This is a genomic window from Bacteroides faecis, assembly GCF_020091505.1.
Lineage (GTDB): Bacteria > Bacteroidota > Bacteroidia > Bacteroidales > Bacteroidaceae > Bacteroides > Bacteroides faecis.
Map to the genome: position 1 here is coordinate 3748250 of NZ_CP081916.1, position 18689 is coordinate 3766938.

Annotated in this window: 16 protein-coding genes; 7 read left to right on the plus strand and 9 right to left on the minus strand. The window is 41.7% G+C overall.

Going from position 1 to position 18689, the window contains the following annotated elements; translation table 11 throughout:
• Nucleotides 1-82: 82 nt before the first annotated feature.
• The 7 genes from K6V30_RS25390 (at nucleotide 83) to K6V30_RS14570 (ending at nucleotide 10529) form a co-directional block, all read left to right on the plus strand.
• On the plus strand, nucleotides 83-307 hold the full coding sequence (locus K6V30_RS25390) for a sensor histidine kinase (RefSeq protein ID WP_157998588.1): 225 nt from the start codon (nucleotides 83-85) through the stop codon (nucleotides 305-307).
• On the plus strand, nucleotides 294-809 hold the full coding sequence (locus K6V30_RS14545; RefSeq protein WP_139147216.1) for a hypothetical protein: 516 nt from the start codon (nucleotides 294-296) through the stop codon (nucleotides 807-809). The genes K6V30_RS25390 and K6V30_RS14545 overlap by 14 nt, the downstream gene beginning before the upstream one ends.
• Nucleotides 810-830: 21 nt before the next feature.
• Nucleotides 831-2225 carry a histidine kinase dimerization/phospho-acceptor domain-containing protein gene (locus K6V30_RS14550; RefSeq protein WP_147336939.1) on the plus strand — a complete coding sequence of 465 codons (1395 nt, stop codon included), beginning with the start codon at nucleotides 831-833 and terminating at the stop codon, nucleotides 2223-2225.
• Between the two features lie 171 nt (nucleotides 2226-2396).
• On the plus strand, nucleotides 2397-3752 hold the full coding sequence (locus K6V30_RS14555; RefSeq protein ID WP_070612419.1) for a hypothetical protein: 1356 nt from the start codon (nucleotides 2397-2399) through the stop codon (nucleotides 3750-3752).
• 34 nt (nucleotides 3753-3786) lie between these two features.
• Nucleotides 3787-5403, plus strand: a complete 1617-nt coding sequence (locus tag K6V30_RS14560) for an OmpP1/FadL family transporter (protein WP_010537589.1) — start codon at nucleotides 3787-3789, stop codon at nucleotides 5401-5403.
• Between the two features lie 313 nt (nucleotides 5404-5716).
• Nucleotides 5717-8905, plus strand: coding sequence for a SusC/RagA family TonB-linked outer membrane protein (locus K6V30_RS14565; RefSeq protein ID WP_055269183.1), 3189 nt, complete (start codon nucleotides 5717-5719; stop codon nucleotides 8903-8905).
• A gap of 19 nt (nucleotides 8906-8924) precedes the next feature.
• Nucleotides 8925-10529 (plus strand): SusD/RagB family nutrient-binding outer membrane lipoprotein, encoded by a 1605-nt coding sequence (locus K6V30_RS14570; protein ID WP_055269235.1) that lies wholly within the window; start codon nucleotides 8925-8927, stop codon nucleotides 10527-10529.
• A gap of 134 nt (nucleotides 10530-10663) precedes the next feature.
• Here K6V30_RS14570 and K6V30_RS14575 read toward each other — a convergent pair whose 3' ends face one another.
• The 9 genes from K6V30_RS14575 to K6V30_RS14615 all read right to left on the minus strand — a co-directional run bounded on the left by K6V30_RS14575 (nucleotide 10664) and on the right by K6V30_RS14615 (nucleotide 18658).
• Nucleotides 10664-11467: a fimbrillin family protein gene (locus K6V30_RS14575; protein WP_055269182.1), complete on the minus strand. Its 804-nt coding sequence runs from the start codon at nucleotides 11465-11467 to the stop codon at nucleotides 10664-10666.
• A 37-nt stretch (nucleotides 11468-11504) separates the two neighbouring features.
• Nucleotides 11505-11975, minus strand: a complete 471-nt coding sequence (locus K6V30_RS14580; protein WP_008760614.1) for a nucleoside deaminase — start codon at nucleotides 11973-11975, stop codon at nucleotides 11505-11507.
• Between the two features lie 122 nt (nucleotides 11976-12097).
• On the minus strand, nucleotides 12098-13084 hold the full coding sequence (locus K6V30_RS14585; RefSeq protein ID WP_010537594.1) for a Gfo/Idh/MocA family protein: 987 nt from the start codon (nucleotides 13082-13084) through the stop codon (nucleotides 12098-12100).
• 112 nt (nucleotides 13085-13196) lie between these two features.
• Entirely contained in the window at nucleotides 13197-14099 is a 903-nt protein-coding gene (locus tag K6V30_RS14590) for a hypothetical protein (RefSeq protein WP_022302265.1), read from the minus strand.
• Between the two features lie 22 nt (nucleotides 14100-14121).
• A complete protein-coding gene (locus tag K6V30_RS14595) occupies nucleotides 14122-14568 on the minus strand; it encodes a DUF6108 family protein (protein ID WP_055269234.1) in 447 nt (148 codons plus the stop codon).
• Between the two features lie 23 nt (nucleotides 14569-14591).
• A complete protein-coding gene (locus K6V30_RS14600) occupies nucleotides 14592-15053 on the minus strand; it encodes a hypothetical protein (RefSeq protein ID WP_010537597.1) in 462 nt (153 codons plus the stop codon).
• A complete protein-coding gene (locus K6V30_RS14605) occupies nucleotides 15050-15571 on the minus strand; it encodes an RNA polymerase sigma factor (RefSeq protein ID WP_029425487.1) in 522 nt (173 codons plus the stop codon). The genes K6V30_RS14600 and K6V30_RS14605 overlap by 4 nt, the downstream gene beginning before the upstream one ends.
• A gap of 190 nt (nucleotides 15572-15761) precedes the next feature.
• On the minus strand, nucleotides 15762-16598 hold the full coding sequence (locus K6V30_RS14610; RefSeq protein WP_010537599.1) for a transporter substrate-binding domain-containing protein: 837 nt from the start codon (nucleotides 16596-16598) through the stop codon (nucleotides 15762-15764).
• Between the two features lie 17 nt (nucleotides 16599-16615).
• Nucleotides 16616-18658 (minus strand): putative porin, encoded by a 2043-nt coding sequence (locus K6V30_RS14615; RefSeq protein WP_022302264.1) that lies wholly within the window; start codon nucleotides 18656-18658, stop codon nucleotides 16616-16618.
• Nucleotides 18659-18689 lie beyond the last annotated feature (31 nt).

The following is an 18689-nucleotide window of genomic DNA, read 5'->3' on the forward strand; positions in this document are numbered from 1 at the left end:
TTAATGCTACGAAATTTACTCCGAAGGGACCATTGCCCTTTTGCTTGATATCGATACCGAAAAGCAAGAGGCTGTCTTTACTGTGGAGGATACGGGGTGTGGTATTCCTTTGGATAAGCAGCCTGCTATCTTTTCTCGTTTTGAGAAGTTACATGAGGGAATTCAGGGTAGTGGAATCGGACTTTCTCTTTGTCGGTTTATTGTGGAACACCTGAAAGGGAAAATCTGGATTGATCCGAAATATACCTCCGGTGCAAGATTTGTATTTACACATCCGTTAGAAAATGATAGCCATGAGAATGAATAAAATAATATTATTGTTATCTTGGATGTTCCTTGGGGGGGTGGCGTATGTATACGCAGGTGATAGCAGTGCGAAAGAAATATTGATGCAAAAGTTGGAATCAACGGGACATGATACTTTACGATTGAAAACGTTATGCGAACTGGTTGATGTTTGCAAACCGGAACCAATCGTTAGAAAACAATATGTTGACGAACTATTGAAAGAAGCCGAGTCTCAAAAGGATAATCTTTATAAATGTCGTGCCTACCTATATCATATTTATATATGCTTCAATGAGAATAATCGGGAAGAACTTCGAAAGTGGCTTGATTTATTGGTGCCTTTAGCTAAGAAAGAAAAGTATTACGATTTAGTCTTTTTGGGAGAACAATGTGACATTGATTTATTAGTATTGAATGAGAGTTTTGAAGAGCTTGAAGACCGAGCTACGGATATGTTGCACGAAGCTCAGGCATTGAAGAATAATAAAGGCATTGTATTGGCATACCAAAGTATAGCATGAGCTTATCGTGTGACCGGTAGAGTGAAACAAGCTGGTGATATGCTGGAAAAGGCTTATGCTCAATCTCTGGAATTTAATGATTATACAATATCTGCTGATATAAATAATAGCCTGATAATGGTATATAAACTGCTTAAAGATTATCCCGGTCTGTTGAAATGCATACAGGAACGGGAGAGAATCATTCAGAATGAGATTCGCAGGCAACCGGATATGGAGCAAATGTTGCATCTTGATTTTTTTTATTTATATGTATCTTATGCCGAATATTATTTTGCAATGGGAGATTTGCCAAATGCAAAGAAGTATATTCAGTTGACCGATAAATATTATTCTGACAGATATTTTGTTAATAAATTGAGATACTACGAGATAAATAAAGCCTATTATGCGGCAACGGAGCAATGGGATGAGGCGATAGCCTGTGTGGATTCTCTTATTATCGGTTATCGAAAAGTTGACTATTCTTATTATAATAATGCATTACTCGATAAAGCTGATATTTTTCTGGATATGGAAGATTACGAACGTGCCTTGCCGCTGTATGAAAAGGCATTAAAGGCTAATGATTCAATTTCTGTTTCGATATACAACAAGCAGGTCAATTTTATTCGGAATACCCATGCTACAGAGAAAATCCAGTTGCAGACTTTACGTTTCCGTTATTATATAAGCATGTCCGTATTAATTTTGATGGCGGTGATCATTATTGTTTTATTAATTTTTTCCATTCTTAAATATCGTATCAACAGAGAACTGCGCAAGTCAGAAAGAAAAATGCGACGAATAGCCCAGGAAGTAGAAAAGGTAAATAAGGTAAAGGAATCATTTATTTCTAATATGAATAATGCGATACGGGAACCGTTGACGGAAGTTGTGGACTGCTCTCTGGCATTGGCTTCTGATAAAGAATTCACTGATGAGCAGAAGAACCGCGCCGCAGGTGTTATATCTAAAACGGCTACAGAATTATCTCAATTAATAAATGATATACTCGATCTATCCCGTTTAGAAGCAGGTATGATGAAGTTTCAGACAGCGGAGTTGTATTTTAATACTTATCTGGAAGAAGCTATCGGGACGGCTTCTGTTAATAAAGAGTTACAGATAAATAATAAATTGGAACAAGGTGTTAATTACTTGATTCGTTATGATGGAAACTGGTTGTTCAGACTTATGAAGACAGTGTTTATTCCAGTTGATGAGGTACCACGTGAGCCATTGAGAATTCTGATAGAAACGAATATGGTTAAGAATGAGATTATGGTTACTGTATATAATTCTATTTTTATCACCACTTCTCCTGTACAGAACATTGTGATTCAAAGTGAAATGAATCGTATGCTTGTGGAGCATTTCGGAGGAGCCTGGATTGTAAATGAGGAATATGTACAGTTTACTATTCCATTTGTTTGATAGACTGATTGCGGCAGTCTTGATATAACAAAATAATCTTTCCCCTTCATAAAAGTCGTGAAAATAGGGATTTCCCTATAATCGTTTGGGGAAAATCTCCCCTAAGTGGTAAATCTCTTCCTTATCTTTGTAATGTGAATAAGTTTAAGTAATTACATAAACCGAGATGATATGAAAAAGATTGTTTATTTCTTGCTAATTGCTTTATGCCTCCCTATAGGCTTGATGGCACAAAGCGTTGATGACGACCTTTATTTCGTACCTTCTAAAGACAAGCAGGAGAAGAAAGAAACGACTCCAGTGAAGAAGGAACCGAAAAAGCAAGTCACGACCAACATCTATACATCACCGGGCACTACTGTTGTTGTTCAGGACCGTAAGGGAAACACACGGGATGTAGATGAATATAACCGTCGTTATGATGCAAAGGATAATGAATTCGTATTGGATAACGATACCTTATACATAAAAGAGAAAGATCAGCCGGATTTGGATGGAGAATGGGTAACTGGTGAATTCAATGGTACACAGGATGACTATGAATATGCCGAACGCATAATCCGTTTCCGTAATCCGCGTTTTGCTATCAGCATTAGCAGTCCTCTATATTGGGATGTAGTTTACGGACCTAATTCATGGGACTGGAATGTATATACTGATGGCATGTATGCTTATGCTTTCCCGACATTCAGTAATCCTCTTTGGTGGGATTGGCGTTACAACTCTTACGGTTGGGGATGGAACTATGGTTGGGGATGGAATCGTCCTTACTATGGCTGGGGATATTACCCGGGTTCATGGGGCGGCTGGTATGGTGGCTACTGGGGTGGCTACTGGGGTGGCTTCTATGGCGGCGGTGGCTATTGGGGACATCATCACCACTGGGGTGGTGGTCCTAGCTGGGGCTGGGGCGGTGGAGGCGGCAGCCATTGGGCTGGCAACTCATATACAAATCGTCGTTCTTATGCTCCTAACAGATCAATCTCTACCTCTCGTCGTTCAGATTATAACCGTTCACAGACTCGTAGAGCAACAAGTGTAACTTCGGGCAATCGTACCAGTACGACAGGACGGGTAGTTTCAAGAAGAGAGTCTGCCGTACGTTCAGGAGTAAGTACTCGCTCAGACGCATCTTCTTCAAGAAGGAGTACCTATACACGCCCAAGTAGTACTCGGAGTAGTTCTACCTATAATAGTACACGAGGAAGTAGCAGTACACGTAGTTCGTCTACATATTCTCCTTCTTCTTCATCGAGAAGAACTAGTTCTTCTACTTATAATAGAGGAAGTTCTACATCACCTTCACGTACTTATTCAGGAGGAAGCAGTACACGTAGTAGTTCTTCATCTACTCGTAGCTATACTCCTAGCAGTAGTAGCAGTTCTCGCTCAAGTGGTAGCTATTCATCAGGAAGTTCTTCTTCCCGTTCCAGTGGCGGTAGCTATTCTTCTGGTGGTAGTTCATCTCGTTCTAGTAGTGGAAGTAGTGGCGGTGGCGGGTCTTCCAGCAGAAGTAGCAGACGATAAAGTTGAGTAATATTCAAATGAATAATTTAAGATTATGAAAAAGATAATAACATTAGCATGTGCTCTATCTTGTATAATAGGTGCTAGTGCGCAATCTATATATGATGCTGCAAAGTTAGCTGAAAAGGATTTGAATGGTACTGCCCGTTTCGTAGGAATGGGCGGAGCAATGGGAGCCTTAGGAGGTGACATTACTACAATGGGGACAAATCCTGCCGGTATTGGTATATATAGAAGTAACGATGTGATGACTTCATTTAGTTTCTCTGCTTATGGTGCAGAAAGTAAATATGACAGAGAAACTTTTAATAATGATAAGAATCGGTGGTCGTTTGATAACATTGGCTTTGTTTTCTCTACCAAAGTTGGTAATGAAACTCCATTGCGTTATGTGAATTTTGGTTTCAATTACAAACGTTCGAAGTCATTGTATAAGAATATGTCAATGGCTGGATTTATGGGCGTATATGGTGATAGACCTGTATCACAGGCTAACTACATGGCGCAACAGGCTACTGACGCTGCAAAGTATGTTTGGGATTCATATAGAGAACCTCTGGACTATAGTAACAGAAATATCTATAGTGATAATGAAGCGGGATGGCTAGGAGCAATAGGATTTCAAGGTGGAATGATAGAGAAGGATAGTAAAGATGAAAATTTATATCATCCGTTAAATTATGGAGAACCTTATTCAGTTTTCAATTCTAGAGAACAAGGCGGAGTTGGAGAATATGATTTTAATATTGCTTTTAATATTAGTGATCGTGTTTATTTAGGTGTGACTGTCGGAGCCTATGACGTTAATTATAAAAAGTACTCAGGCTATGATGAATCGTATGATAATGATGAAGGTTATTTACTGGATAGCTATAGCAAGATCAAAGGATCGGGATTTGATATAAAGCTGGGAGCGATCATTCGTCCCTTTGAGAATTCTTCTTTCCGAGTTGGTTTTGCCGTACATACACCGACTTTTTATAAGTTGACTTATGCAACAAGTGCTCGTATGACTACTGATTACAAAGCGTCAACAGGTGATTGGGATCGTATAATCGTAGATACTTATGATTATGTAGGCGATATGGAACGGGATTACCGCTTGAATACTCCATGGACATTTAATGTAAATATGGGATATACAGTTGGAAATTCTTTAGCTTTGGGTGCAGAATATGAATATGAAGATTATTCTACAATGAAGTTTAAGTATCCCGGTAATGAAGGAGGAGGAGATATGGAATTTGAGACAGCTGAAGCTAAGAACTGTCTGAAAGGTACACATACATTCCGTTTAGGAGCCGAATATAAAGTAATTCCTCAATTTGCATTCCGTTTAGGATATAACTATACGTCATCAGCTTTTAAAGATGAGGCTGTGAAATATCTTCCTTCCAATTCTATTATGACTGATACTGATTTCTCTAATAAAATGTCACAGAATGTATTTACATTGGGTATAGGGTATAGGGGAAGTATATTTTATGCGGATTTAGCATATAAGTTTTCTGCATATAAAGAAGACTTCTATCCTTTCTTTAATGAATTTCAGGATGCTAAGTCTGGCGAATGGGCTTTAGTAACGCCACAGGCAACCAAAGTAACCAATACACGTAGTCAAGTACTGATGACTTTAGGTTTCCGCTTTTAATTAGAAACTGTTTTCAATTTCAATAATAACTTTTGTGTGTTAGAGTCCCTGGAATGCTGAGTGTCTACAGCGGTTCCAGGGATTTCTTTTTTTATTTTTTATTTGCTGACAAAACAGATTGTCGATGTTTCGTATATCGTAATATTCTCAGTGGATATAATTATTCTTTTTGTTTAAAGAAAAAAAACTACTTATTTTCTTGTTATTTAAAATAATTTCATATTTTTGTATTTGTAGTCAGAACCAAACTATGAAATATTGACGTCCTCTCTACACACAAACTTATTTTTATTAACCTTAAAAGAGCAGTATTATGTTTAAACCACTCAGATCAGTAAGTGTGCTGTTGCTCTTGTGTGCCATGCCGGCAGCAATTTCCTATGCAGCCTCTGACAATGGAGCAACAAGTGTGAATGTCACACAGCAAAACGGTACGTGTAAAGGTGTAGTAAAAGACAAAACAGGTGAAGCGGTTATCGGAGCTTCAGTTGTAGTCAAAGGTACTACAAATGGTGTAATTACCGATCTTGACGGTAATTTTGTTCTATCCAATGTTCCTGATGGGGCAGTTATTCAAATCTCTTATGTAGGTTATAGCCCCCAAGAAGTTAAATATACGGGCAAACCTTTAGACATTATCTTACAGGAAGATACGCAGACACTCGATGAAGTTGTAGTAACAGCTTTGGGTATTAAACGTCAGAAAAGGTCTCTCGGTTATTCTACTACGACAGTAGGAGGAAAAGACTTCACCGAAGCCCGTACTACTAACATTGGTAATGCCCTTTCCGGTAAGATTGCCGGTGTTTCCGTTTCCGGAAATGCAACCGGTCCGGGTGGTAGTAGCCGTGTCGTTATTCGTGGTAATGCTTCATTGACAGGAAACAACCAGCCACTCTATGTTATTGATGGCGTTCCGTTTGATAATACCAATATCGGTAGTGCCGGTCAGTGGGGCGGTAAAGATATGGGTGACGGTTTGTCAAGCATCAATCCGGATGATATTGCTGATATTCAGGTGCTGAAAGGTGCTGCTGCATCTGCGCTTTATGGATATCGCGGTGGTAACGGTGCTATCTTGATTACCACTAAATCGGGTCAGAAAGGGAAACCGGTTTCTGTTGAATTCAATAATAACCTGGCTTTTGATGTGATTTATGATTACCGTGATTTCCAGGATACCTACGGGCAAGGAACGCAGGGCAATCGCCCGCTTTCTGCGGATGTGGCAAAATCAACTGAAACATCCAGCTGGGGTGAAATAATGGATGGAGGAAAGGCTGTAAACTTCTTGGGCAAGGAATATGCTTATTCTCCTGTTGATAACTGGAAGAACTTTTATCGTACAGGGATTAACAATACGACAACCTTGGCTGTGAGCGGTGCTTCCGATAAGATATCCTATCGTTTTGGTGTTTCCAATATGGCGGTAAAGGGTATACTTCCTAATTCCAGTATCAGTCAGCAAGGTATCAATATGAATACGACTTATGACATTTCCTCGAAAGTTCATTTGATGGTGAATGCTAATTATGTATTTGACAAGAATAAAGGTCGTTCAAATTTGTCTGATGGTAACAGTAATACAAATGCCGCACTTCTTTATCATGCTAATTCTTTTGATATCCGTTGGTTGGAACGCGAAAATCCGGATTGTGACTGGGGTACCGGTGCTGACGGTAAAGAACTGTTAGGTGGTACAAACGGTTATTTCAATAACCCGTATTGGTTGCAGTATAGAGTTACCAATGAAACAAACCGTAATCGTCTGACTGGTGGTATGACTTTGAAGTATGATATCTTTGATTGGTTATACATCCAGGGTGCCGTAACACGTGACGGTTATAATCTGGAATATTCTGAAGTGAAGCCAATCGGTTCTGCTTCTCCGGAAGACCCGCGTGGTTATATAAAGGAATATACTCAGAACTTCTCTGAAATGAACCTGAACTATTTGATCGGATTCAATAAGACATTTGGCGACTGGAGTGTCGGTGCTACTTTTGGTGGAAACCGTCAGAGGAACATTACAAAGAAATATGGTCTGGACGATAAGGCATCTTCCTTCTTTGTTCCAGATTTCTATTCAAGCAGTAACACAGCGAAGCATCTGTACAAGAAGGAATATACAGAATACCGGGTAAATTCAATTTATGGTACCGCAGATCTTGGTTACAAGAATCAGGTTTTCTTGAACTTAACAGGACGTAATGACTGGTTCTCCACTCTGGACCCGGATAATAATCATTATTTCTATCCTTCTATTGGTATGTCATGGGTATTTAGCGATACATTCAAGACTCCCGACTGGTTTACTTTCGGAAAGATTCGGGCATCTTATGCTGCTGCATCTAACGGAACAAAAGCATATCAGAACCTTCTTACCTATAAAGTAGATAACTACCAGTCTAACGGACAGCCTGTGGTGACGATCAATAACTCTACCGTACCCAATAAAGGCTTGAAACCTGTTCAAATCTCCGAATGGGAAATTGGTTTGAATCTTTCTTTCCTGGACAACCGTTTATCATTGGATGCTGCTTATTATAAGAAGACAACCAAAGATGATATCGTACAGGTGACCACCAGTGGTGCTTCCGGATTTGAATCAGCGATTCAGAACGTTGGAGAAATCAGAAATAGTGGTGTGGAAGTGATGGTGAATGCTGTTCCTATTCATACGAAAGACTTCAACTGGAATTCTACATTCAATATAGCTTATAACAGCAGTGATGTAAAATACTTGGGAAAAGACGGAACGGGAGAAAACATAAAGAGACTGACACTTGATGGAGCTACCTCACGTTTAGGAAATGTTTCTGTTCAGAATATATTGGGACATCCTTATGGTGAATTAGTAGGTTATGAGTACAAGCGTACTCCGGACGGTCAAGTTATTTTTGAAAACGGTCTTCCCGTACATTCTGATGAAGTTCAGGTATTAGGAAACGGTGTTTATAAAGTAACCGGTGGATGGCGCAATGAATTTACTTACAAGAATATAACTCTTGCTTTCTTGATTGACTTCAAGGCAGGTGCTAAATTATTCTCCGGAACTAATTTGTCTCTCTATAGCAATGGTTTGCATAAGAATACTTTGCAGGGACGTGGCGCTGACGGTAAGGGAACAATGGTAGGCGATGGTGTAATGTCTGACGGTAAAGGCGGATATGTGAAGAATACTGTAGCTGTTTCTGCACAAGACTATTGGCAGGCTATTACCAATCAGAATATTGCTGAAGAGTTTGTTTATAATGCAAGTTTCATAAAACTGCGTGAACTTTCAATCGGATATACTTTGCCGCAGGCATGGTTGAATAAGCAGACACTTATAAAAGGTGTGACTCTTTCTTTAGTAGGTCGTAACCTTTGGACTATTTTGAAGCATACAGATAATATTGATCCGGAATCTGCTTATAATAACGGTAATGCTCAAGGTTTGGAATTGAACGGATATCCGGCTACGAGAAATGTGGGATTCAATGTAAATGTTAAGTTCTAACATCTTAAATACTGTAACAATGAAAAAGTTTACCTTATATATTTTGACAGCTTTCAGTCTGATGGGATTGACGACGAGCTGTAATGATTTTGGGGATGTGAATAATGACCCTATGAACCTGAATCCCGGAGTAGTGGATTATAAGATGGAGTTTACTCAAGTACAGGCGCAGATATGTGGTTCCGACTGGGATGTGTGGCGTAATGGCTGTATCTACACAGCCAATATGATACAGCATACAGCTACGGTGGACTGGGTGTATGGATCTTTTTATACATGGAGTGATCAGTATAGTGGTGCTTATTGGACAGGATTCTATTCCGGTGGTCGTGCGGCTATTCGTAATATAATAGATGTGATGAATAATTGGGAAGGAAATCCCGCTTATGAAAATGAGTATCAGATGTGCCGTATTATGAAAGCATATATGTTCCAGAATATGACCGATCTTTACGGTGATGTTCCTTATTCTGAAGCAGGTCAGGGATATTCTACAAATCCGATTCCGTATCCTAAATATGACACGCAAGAATCAATCTATAATGATTTGCTGAAAGAACTTGATGAGGCACAAGCCGCATTGAGCACCTCTGCCAGTAATACAATAGGAGCTGCGGACGTTATCTACGGAGGTGATGCTACAAAGTGGAAGAAGTTTGCGAACTCACTGATGCTTCGGGTAGCAATGCGTTTGACCAAAGTTGCCCCTGATAAAGCGAAGACATGGGTGGCTAAAGCAGTAGCGAATGGTTTGTTTGTAAGTAACGATGATAATGCAATTGTCAGACATGCCAATGGTTCGCCGAGTGATGACTCTGCAGAACCTTATGGAAAAGTATTTTCCAGTCTGGATACTCAGGCATTTTTTATCAGTGAAACTTTTATAGAAATATTGAAAGACGATCCTCGCCTTCCTTTGATTGCTACGGTTTGTACTAAAGACCCGAAGCCAGGATGGGGTGATGCTGATTTTGATTTGGGAGATAATGCTTCTGATAAACAGAAAGGTATGCCGGTTGGATATGATTCAAAAGGAGGAGACTGGGATATCAGTAAAGCTCCTGGCTATCCGGGTGATGATTGGAGAAAAACTTATTCTGTTCCTAATCGCACAGTATATGCACGTCCGGATTCACCATCTATGCTTGTCACTCATGCCGGCAATCTGTTGTTATTGGCAGATGCGGTGAAACGTGGATTATATACAGGAGATGCAGAAAACCTTTATAAAGAGGGGGTGACTGCCGCCATGAAGCAATTCTCTTATTATGAAAAAGCCACTACTACAATTACGGATGCTGAGATAGCCGCCTATCTGGATGCTAATCCATTGAACGCTGATACGGAGAAGGCTTTGGAACAGATTAATACGGAATATTATATCCACACATTCTGTAATGAGTATGAAGCCTTTGCAAACTGGCGTCGTACCGGATATCCTAAGCTGACTCCGTCCCAAAATGCAGCCAGCTATCCTAATAATGTGACAAATGGAGAGATTCCTCGTCGTTTCATTTATCCGACAAGTGAAATAACAGCTAACCCTGTTAATTACAACGATGCCGTAAAGAGACTTAGCGGAGGGGATAAGATGACATCACGCGTATGGTGGGATAAACAATAAAATGTAATATATAAGCCAGCCGGTTCGCCTTGAACTAGCTGGCTTATTGTATAGTTTTTAGGTATAAACAAGAAAACGGGATTCGTGATGAGTCCCGTTCTTTTATGAATATAATCAGAAAGATTTCATTAATGTTATCTGTACAATGGAACATTACCATCGATAATACCGCCCCCGATTCTTCTTGACAGTCTGACAGAAAGTGTACTTCCTGCTTTTAAATCCAAATCTTCTACCGCACTGATTTTCTGAACTACTCCTCCGATAGTGATAGTACCGATTTCTTCTCCGGCATTGATCTTTTGCGGAAGCACATTGGTAACAGCACCTTCGGATACTTTCTTTACTTCGATATTCTCTGATAAAGCATTCTCGTTGACTTCAATAATACCGTTCAATAAATCCTGTGTACCTTCGTTCTTCAGGCTAAGTTCGACTTTAGCTTCCCCTTCATACGGATTATCATTTTCATCCAGTATAATAACCGGTACGGTCATTCGTTTGAATTTTAGGGATACATTCCGACTACCCGGAACGGCTTCTGCTGTTCCGAACAAATGTTCTTGTCCTCCTTTTAACAGGCGTTTGTTGCCACTTGATCTGGTAGCGGCTCCATCCGTCAGTGCAGGATAATGGGCGTAGAATGTAACTGTGCTTGTTGTAGCACTTATTTCACTCCAAGTACGGCTATCTTGGCCGACAATGAATGGGGTATAGTTCTGACCGGAAGCAGCCATAGAGATAACTTCTCCTGTGGTGATGCTGTTTTTGGCAGGAAACAGATCACTGCTGGTGCGGGTAAGCGGGTCAGAAAGAGCGTCGTCGATAGAGATTGAGAAGTTGGTTGCTTCTTTACTTGTTTCTTGCAGTTCATCCTGTTGCTGGCAACTGAACAAACATCCTGCGGCTAAAAGAACTAAAAAGTTTTTTCTTTTCATTTTACTAAGTATTAGTGAGTTTAAGTGAGATTTGGTGCTAATATTCTACTTTGTCTTCTTTAGACATCCAGGCTTCGAAGGCAGTAATGGCTTCGTTATGCAGCAGCACTTCGGAGGGAAGTTTTCTGTCGGCAGGCTTTAGAGCCAGTTCATCATAAATAAAGGAATCGTCGAAACCGATGTTCTTTGCATCCGTCTTATTATTACCATAATACATTTTGTCCAGTCTTGCCCAGTAAATGGCACCCAGACACATGGGGCAAGGTTCGCATGAAGTATAGATTTCGTATCCGCTGAGGTTGAATGTCCCCAATTTGGCGGCTGCGGCACGTATGGCACTTACCTCGGCATGAGCGGTGGGGTCACACGAAGAGGTTACTCTGTTGACTCCTGTAGCTATAATTTCCCCTTCTTTGGTTGCAATGACGGCTCCGAACGGGCCTCCACCATTAGCAACGTTTTCTTTGGAAAGCTCGATTGCTTTCCTCATTAGTTCTTCTTTGGTCATAGTTATAAAAAATAATATCGTTAGTTTTGCTTTTATTGCTACCTTTCGCAAATATAAAGAAAACTAACGATAGAATATAGTGATTAAATTATTTTAAGAAACAAACAAGGGCAGGCTTCTTCTTAAAGCTTCCCTAATATTTTGTCCATTACCCAGTTAGTCAAGGTAGCACTTTCTCCGTTGCAGGAACAAACGGACTTACCCAGCAGATGATCTACTACTGCCTGTATAAGTGGCTGTTGTACATGTTCGGGATTGCCGATGCAAATTTCTTCACGTCCTCGTTCGGTGTGCAGACCGATCGGTTCGTAAGTAAACACAGAGAAGCAGATCATTCCTTTATCTCCGATGATTTCGATACGGTCCTCACGGGCAGAATCATGGGCAACAAAGCACCAGGAGCCGCTGCCAACCAATCCGTTATCAAACTGAAAGCAAGCGCTCAGTGTATCTTCGGCGGGGTAAAGCCCTCCGCGGTTGCTTTTATATCCGCTGGCTTCGAGGATGCAGCCGAACATGTCTTGCAGCAAATCAATCTGGTGCGGGGCAAGATCATAAAAGTAACCGCCTCCTGCAATATCAGCCTGTACGCGCCAGGGGAGGTTTTCACGGTTGTAATCCAAATCACGTGGCGGCTGGGCAAAACGGACTTGTACGTTGATGACATTACCGATAGAGCCATTCTCCACCATTTCTTTCACTTTCTGGAAGTAGGGAAGATAGCGGCGGTAATAGGCTACGAAGCAGGGAACCCCTGTTTCCTGAGAAATACGGTTGATGCGTGTACACTCCTCATAAGTGACAGCCATTGGTTTTTCAATATAGGCAGGTTTTCCTGCTTTCATTGCCATAATGGCGTAGGTAGCGTGTGAAGAAGGAGGAGTAGCGATATAAATGGCGTTTACTTCCGGATCGTCAATCAGTTCCTGGGCGTCATCATACCATTTCTTGATTCCTCTTTCTTTCGCATAAGCCTTTGCTTTGGCGCCGTCGCGGCTCATTACAGCTACTACTTCAGAATGTTCTACCTTTTGAAAGGCGGGGCCACTTTTGGTTTTGGTTACTTCTCCGCAACCGATGAAGCCCCATTTAATCATCTTTTCATTCATAATATACCTATTGTGCTTGTTTTAACAACTCCCAAAGATAAAGCTATTTTTTATGAAGAACAACTTTATTGATTGTTAACTGTCAGAAATAGGTAAGGGGATGAGTTTTACTTTACCAGTACCAGCATACTCCGAAAGAGAAGGGATAAAGTTCGGGACCTTTGTTCTTCTCAAAAAGCCCGTATGTAGAGTAACGCATATATACACCCAGATCTGCATAACCGGCTTGCGCAAGTAAATTGATACCCAATGGACGTCCGTTCAGTCCCTTGTCAATCGTCTTCTTTGACCCGTTAACTTTTGCTTTCGATCTGAATCCGTGACGGATTTCAGCTTCGGGACCTACAGCAAAGAACAGAGGGCCTTTGCCATTGAGCCGGGTTTGCCACTCGATAGAGAGCGGAATACGGAAGTAGAAATAACGCAGACGACTTTTACTGTACTCTGTAGGTTCTTCTGCCTCTTCCCCGGAATAGATTTCGGTCACTCCGTCTATTTCACGGAATGCATAATTGCCATCCAGACGCATACTGCGGTATCCCCATCCCAATCCGATGGTAATTCCCCAGTTATAGGTAGGCGCAAAGGCGTGCGAACCGGTAAACAGATTACCGCCTATTTCCCACGAATGGCTGGAATTGAGATCGGCACCACTCGACGGATTGAATGAGAGAAAGTCATTGGACAGTCGGGTGTAGCCGATATAGAATCCGCCGGCATGAGGTTCAAATCTGTTTTTCTTGTTGTTCTTTTTGGAGAAGGGGAGGGCGCTCAGTACGGTGCGGCTTTCCGTACTCTGTCCGTTCAGGTAGACTCCTTCGAAGATTTGCGCGTTCGTTATCGTATCTCCGCCGGATGCGCGTTCGTAGAGTTTCACTTTGATCTTGTCACCTTGTTCCTTGATAACGATCTTTCGTCCGTTGACGTAAAGTGTTGTATCCTGCGGAGTGCTTTCATTTTGTGCCATGCCGCTCATTGGAGCCATCATGAGCCATAGTAATAATAGTTTTTTCATATTTGTATTTCTTAATCTGTTTTTATTCTTTCTTCATGAATAGCATGGTAATCAGGTCGTCGGCATCCAGTTCCCCTTCGATATAGATCAGGGTAGCCGAATCTTTCTTTCCGGTTTTGAAGAGGATAAACCGGTTCACATCCTCCTTAAGTTGGGGAAGCTGGTAATAACCGGATTTGATTTGCCCGTTGGAAACAACTTCTTTCACTTTCTTCGCTTTCTTCTTATCGGCTTCCAGGCAACGGAGAATAGTGGGAAGTGCATTGTTGACATCCTTGAAAACCAGACTTTTATAGAGAGTCATCTGGTAAGTTTCCAGCATTTCATTGGATAGCTCTACCATAGTCACCCCTTTTTGCTTTCCGTACTTCTGAAAGATGGTGGCAATCTGTAGTCCCTGTTGGGCGGCTGCATGGGCAGCGAATGTAAGTAACAGGGCGATTAGTGTGGTACGAATGATTTTATTCATCATAATTATATGCTGTTTTTATATTATTCATCAAATAAAGTAGCGAATATTTCTTCCTCGCTGAGGCTGACGTCACGGAAAGCGACCATCGCCTGTTCGCGGATCAAATGAACGTCCGTATATTCCTTGCCGTCAATGATCACATAGTTTGCCGGTGCGGGGGATATATGGCGGTAGATGCCCGATATGCCCAGTAATAACAGGAGGGCGGCAGCGGCAGCACCGAGGCTGTAAGTCAGATACTTTCTGACCGTTTTTGTCTTTTTCTCGAATATGGCAAGTTCAGGCATTTCGCCGGCATTACATTGACCGGAGACTTCCGTAAGTTCCTCCTGCTCTGCTTCGAAGAAGGCAAACATCGGGCGATATACCTCCAGGTGTTCCGGTACAAGGCCTTCGGCAAAGAAACGTCGTAGTCTGCGTTCTTCCTCGCAGGTGGTTTCTCCCTCGAAATATTTGTTGAGCAAGGTTTCTATATCTTTCATGCTTTGTTCCTCCTTTTTCGTTCTTGTATTGTTTGCAAATAGACTTCTCTTACTTTCTTGCGGGCTCTTGACAGATTGCTGCGAATGGCTTCTGCATTGCATCCGGTGATTTCGGCAATTTCTTCCGTTTCGTACTCTTCGATGTCTTTCATGCGGATGATTGTTCGTTGCAGCGTAGGCAAGGAGTCGATAATCTCCCGCATCAGTCTGAACTCATCTTTCTCTTCCAGCAATCGCTCCGGAGTAGCCGAAGGGGTGGGAGCCTGTACCCGGTCGAGTGATAAAGTGTCCGGTCGCTTGGCACGCCACAAGTCCATGCAAAGATGATGCGTCATGGTCATGGCTACAGCTTCGATGCTTCTGTACTCGTCCAGTTTCTGACGCAGATTCCATAGCTTCAGCATGACTTCCTGTACGGCATCTTCCGCATCCGAAGGATCATCAGTCATCCTCCGGGCATAGTTCAGTAGCTTATCTCGAAGGGGCACAACGGTTATTTTAAATTGTTTCAGTTCCATTTACACTGATAAGACGGTGCCAGATTAAAAACGTGACATCAAAAAGAGATTTTTTTCAAAAGTAGAGCAATTTTTTGTCAAGAGTAACTTTATTGATTGTTAACTCTTTGGGGGACAGAGCTTCTGTTTATAGAGAATAAAGCATACTACATTCAAATACGAAAGTCAAGTCCTCGGGGGGGATCTTCACTTATTTAGTATAGTATTTCCGGTAAATTTTTTGATACTCTTTTTCTTTCTGGAATTTGTCCAGCCATGTATTCAGGCTATCGAGCAATGCGGGTGATTGTTTGCTGACTGCCCATGAATAGAACTGGGTAAAGCTGATTGCAGTATTGATGTCCAGCTGTGGCAATGAATCAGTCACTGCGCGGGCTATGCTTTCGTCGCAGACCGCATAATCGATATCTCCGTGAGCAACTAACGAAATCAGTTGCTCTGAACCGTATTTTTCTATTTCCTTTATATAAATGGTATCTCCGATTTCATTACCCAGATTATGAATACGCAGAATAGAAGGTGAGCCTTTTACCACATGAAGTGTCTTCTTGGCAAGGTCTAATTGGCTCCGGATATAAAGTGAATCATTTTCTCCGTTCGCTTTTCGCTGTACCAATACCTGCTTGTTGAGTATAATGGGAGAGGTGAGGAGCAGTGAATCCTTCAGCTCACTGGTTGCCAGTATTCCGTAAGCTATCACGTCGTAACGTCCGTCGCTCAATCCTTCCAGCCGTTCGTCGAAACTCATGACAGGAGTGATTTCAGTTTTTAGTCCCTTATCACGTGCGAACGCTTCTATCAGTTCATAGTGGAATCCGGACACAGTATCACTGTCTACATAGAAACTGATTGAATTATATTCGGTAGCTACACGTAAGATACCTTCTTTGGCAATAGCTGCATAATCGCGCGGATGTCCCGAAGGCTTTTCCTGCTTACCGCAATAGCGGACAGAGAAGATGAGTGCCAATACAATGACTACCGGCAACAGATATCTGAATAGTCTCAATTTCGGGCGCGTTTTCATAAGCCATAGAGATTTTGTTAATCATAGAAGTTCCATGAAAGTCCGAATTTCAGCACACGTGGATTGATGGGGTAATGAGGAGCCAGAAAATAATTGGGTTTGCTCATTCCCTGGTTGACGTGATACATCATCACATAAAAACGGGTACGTTTCAAGTGTAGGTTAGCATAAACATTCACTATCGGATAGCCGCCTATCTCTACTTTGCCTTCTTCCGGTTGCAGGTAGAACTGCTGTGTAGCAGGCATATAGGCAGGAGCGTCATACTTGGTGAAATAACGTACATCGGCACCTAACTGTACGCTCAATACTTTCTTCGCCAGTTTAAACTGCATATAGAAATTATGATACAGTGAGAGTTCCGGCAATGGCAGTACAGCCTGGTCACTGGATTTCTGCCAGATTACTTCATTGTCCAGATGAAAGATTCCCACCTTGAAATCCTGATTGAAGCAAGCCGACAAAACTTGCAAACTACCGCCTTTCTGTGTCGGCAAAGCCTGCTGGTTGAAGTAAGTATAGTTCTTTATATTTTCAACTCCGGCTCTCAGGCGTGTCCCCCAATTGGCTATGTTTAGTTCACCTTCGATGCGGGTGCGGAATTCTTTATCCATATCATCGTCCCACCAAAAATGTTTGGAATGATAATGGCGCATGTAGAATGGCGCAAGTTTATTACTGATTTCTCCGCGTGCAATTACACTCACTGTATCTTTCCATAAAGGGATATTTAAGTCGATATCTCCTTTTACATTAAACTGACCAATCGCTTTTCCTGCCATGCCCACTTCACCAATCGCGTGATAATGAAGAACGTTTCCTTGCTTTTTAGTCAGTTCACCGCCTATATAGATTTCCGTCTCGTTGTATTTATCCTGTCTTAGCGGGTCCAGGCTCATCAGCGAATATTTGCTCAGCTTATGGGAGGCAAAGGCTGTCAGTCCTGCTTTTGCATATTTATTGAAGCCTTCGAGGAGGGCGATACCTATTGTATTCTTTATTCCGACATAAACGGTACTGTCCCTGACGAATGTGTTTTCTTTGTCGAGATGGGTATCACTATAATAATCCTTTACGTTATCGTCCGAACGGAAATTATGGCGTGAGCGTTCTACCTGAATGGTGTGTATAAAGCTGGTGACCGGAACGAACTCTTGTTTGGCAGGCATCGTATCATTTTCCGCTTGTGGAATATCCCGCTGAAATCCCAGATTATAGCGTTGGGTCAGAAATACGTAGAAGTCGTGGTTACGGTTCGCACTGGCGTTGAGTACGGTAGGAATATTGACCGATTCATATTCCTTTCTTCCTTCTGCCATTTCTTCCGGTGCGGTAATGTAGCGGTCGTCAGTGATACCACCGTTCTCGTTTGTTTTCAGATAATTGTTGCTGTATATTCCTTGAATCTGATAGCGGTCGCCAATGTAACTACCGAAAAGTGCAGCATTAAAATAAGAAGTATTTTGATTGTTATAGTAGCCCCGGCCATACAGATAGTCGATATTAAAGCCGAAAGCCAGCTTCTTGTTTACATTGACTGAGAAATAGGATTTGAAACGTTCTTCTCCATTTTGCTTATTACCCGCCTTGTGATAGGTCAGGTTGGTATAAGGTACATTACTGTTTGTAAAGTTGAACTCCGTCGGACGAATGAAAAAGCTGGAGAAAGGCTCCATAAAGATGGTCGGTTCCGGATAATTGCGTTCAAAGAAGATACGCGACAGACGCGGAGAACCTAAATTGGCCAGGTAATTATAATGTCCGGTAATTCCGTCTGTAAGGTTTGTGTTTTGGAAATGATGATAAGTCGTATCTGCCGGAATCATTGTCCGGTCGCCTAATTGGTTCTTGATACGCCACATATATAGCGTAGGCGGCAATCCCTGTACTTCAACATTAGCACTGTCCAGTTTATCCGGAATCATGGCAGGGTCTACCTGATTACCATATTGGTCGCGTCCGTTTTCGTCGATTTGTTGGCGGGCAGGGTTGAGCTGCGCATGAATAGCACTCAATCCTACAACGGAAAATAATATATATAATAGTAAGATTCGTCTCATAATTGGAGGCAAAGATACATGAAAAATTGAC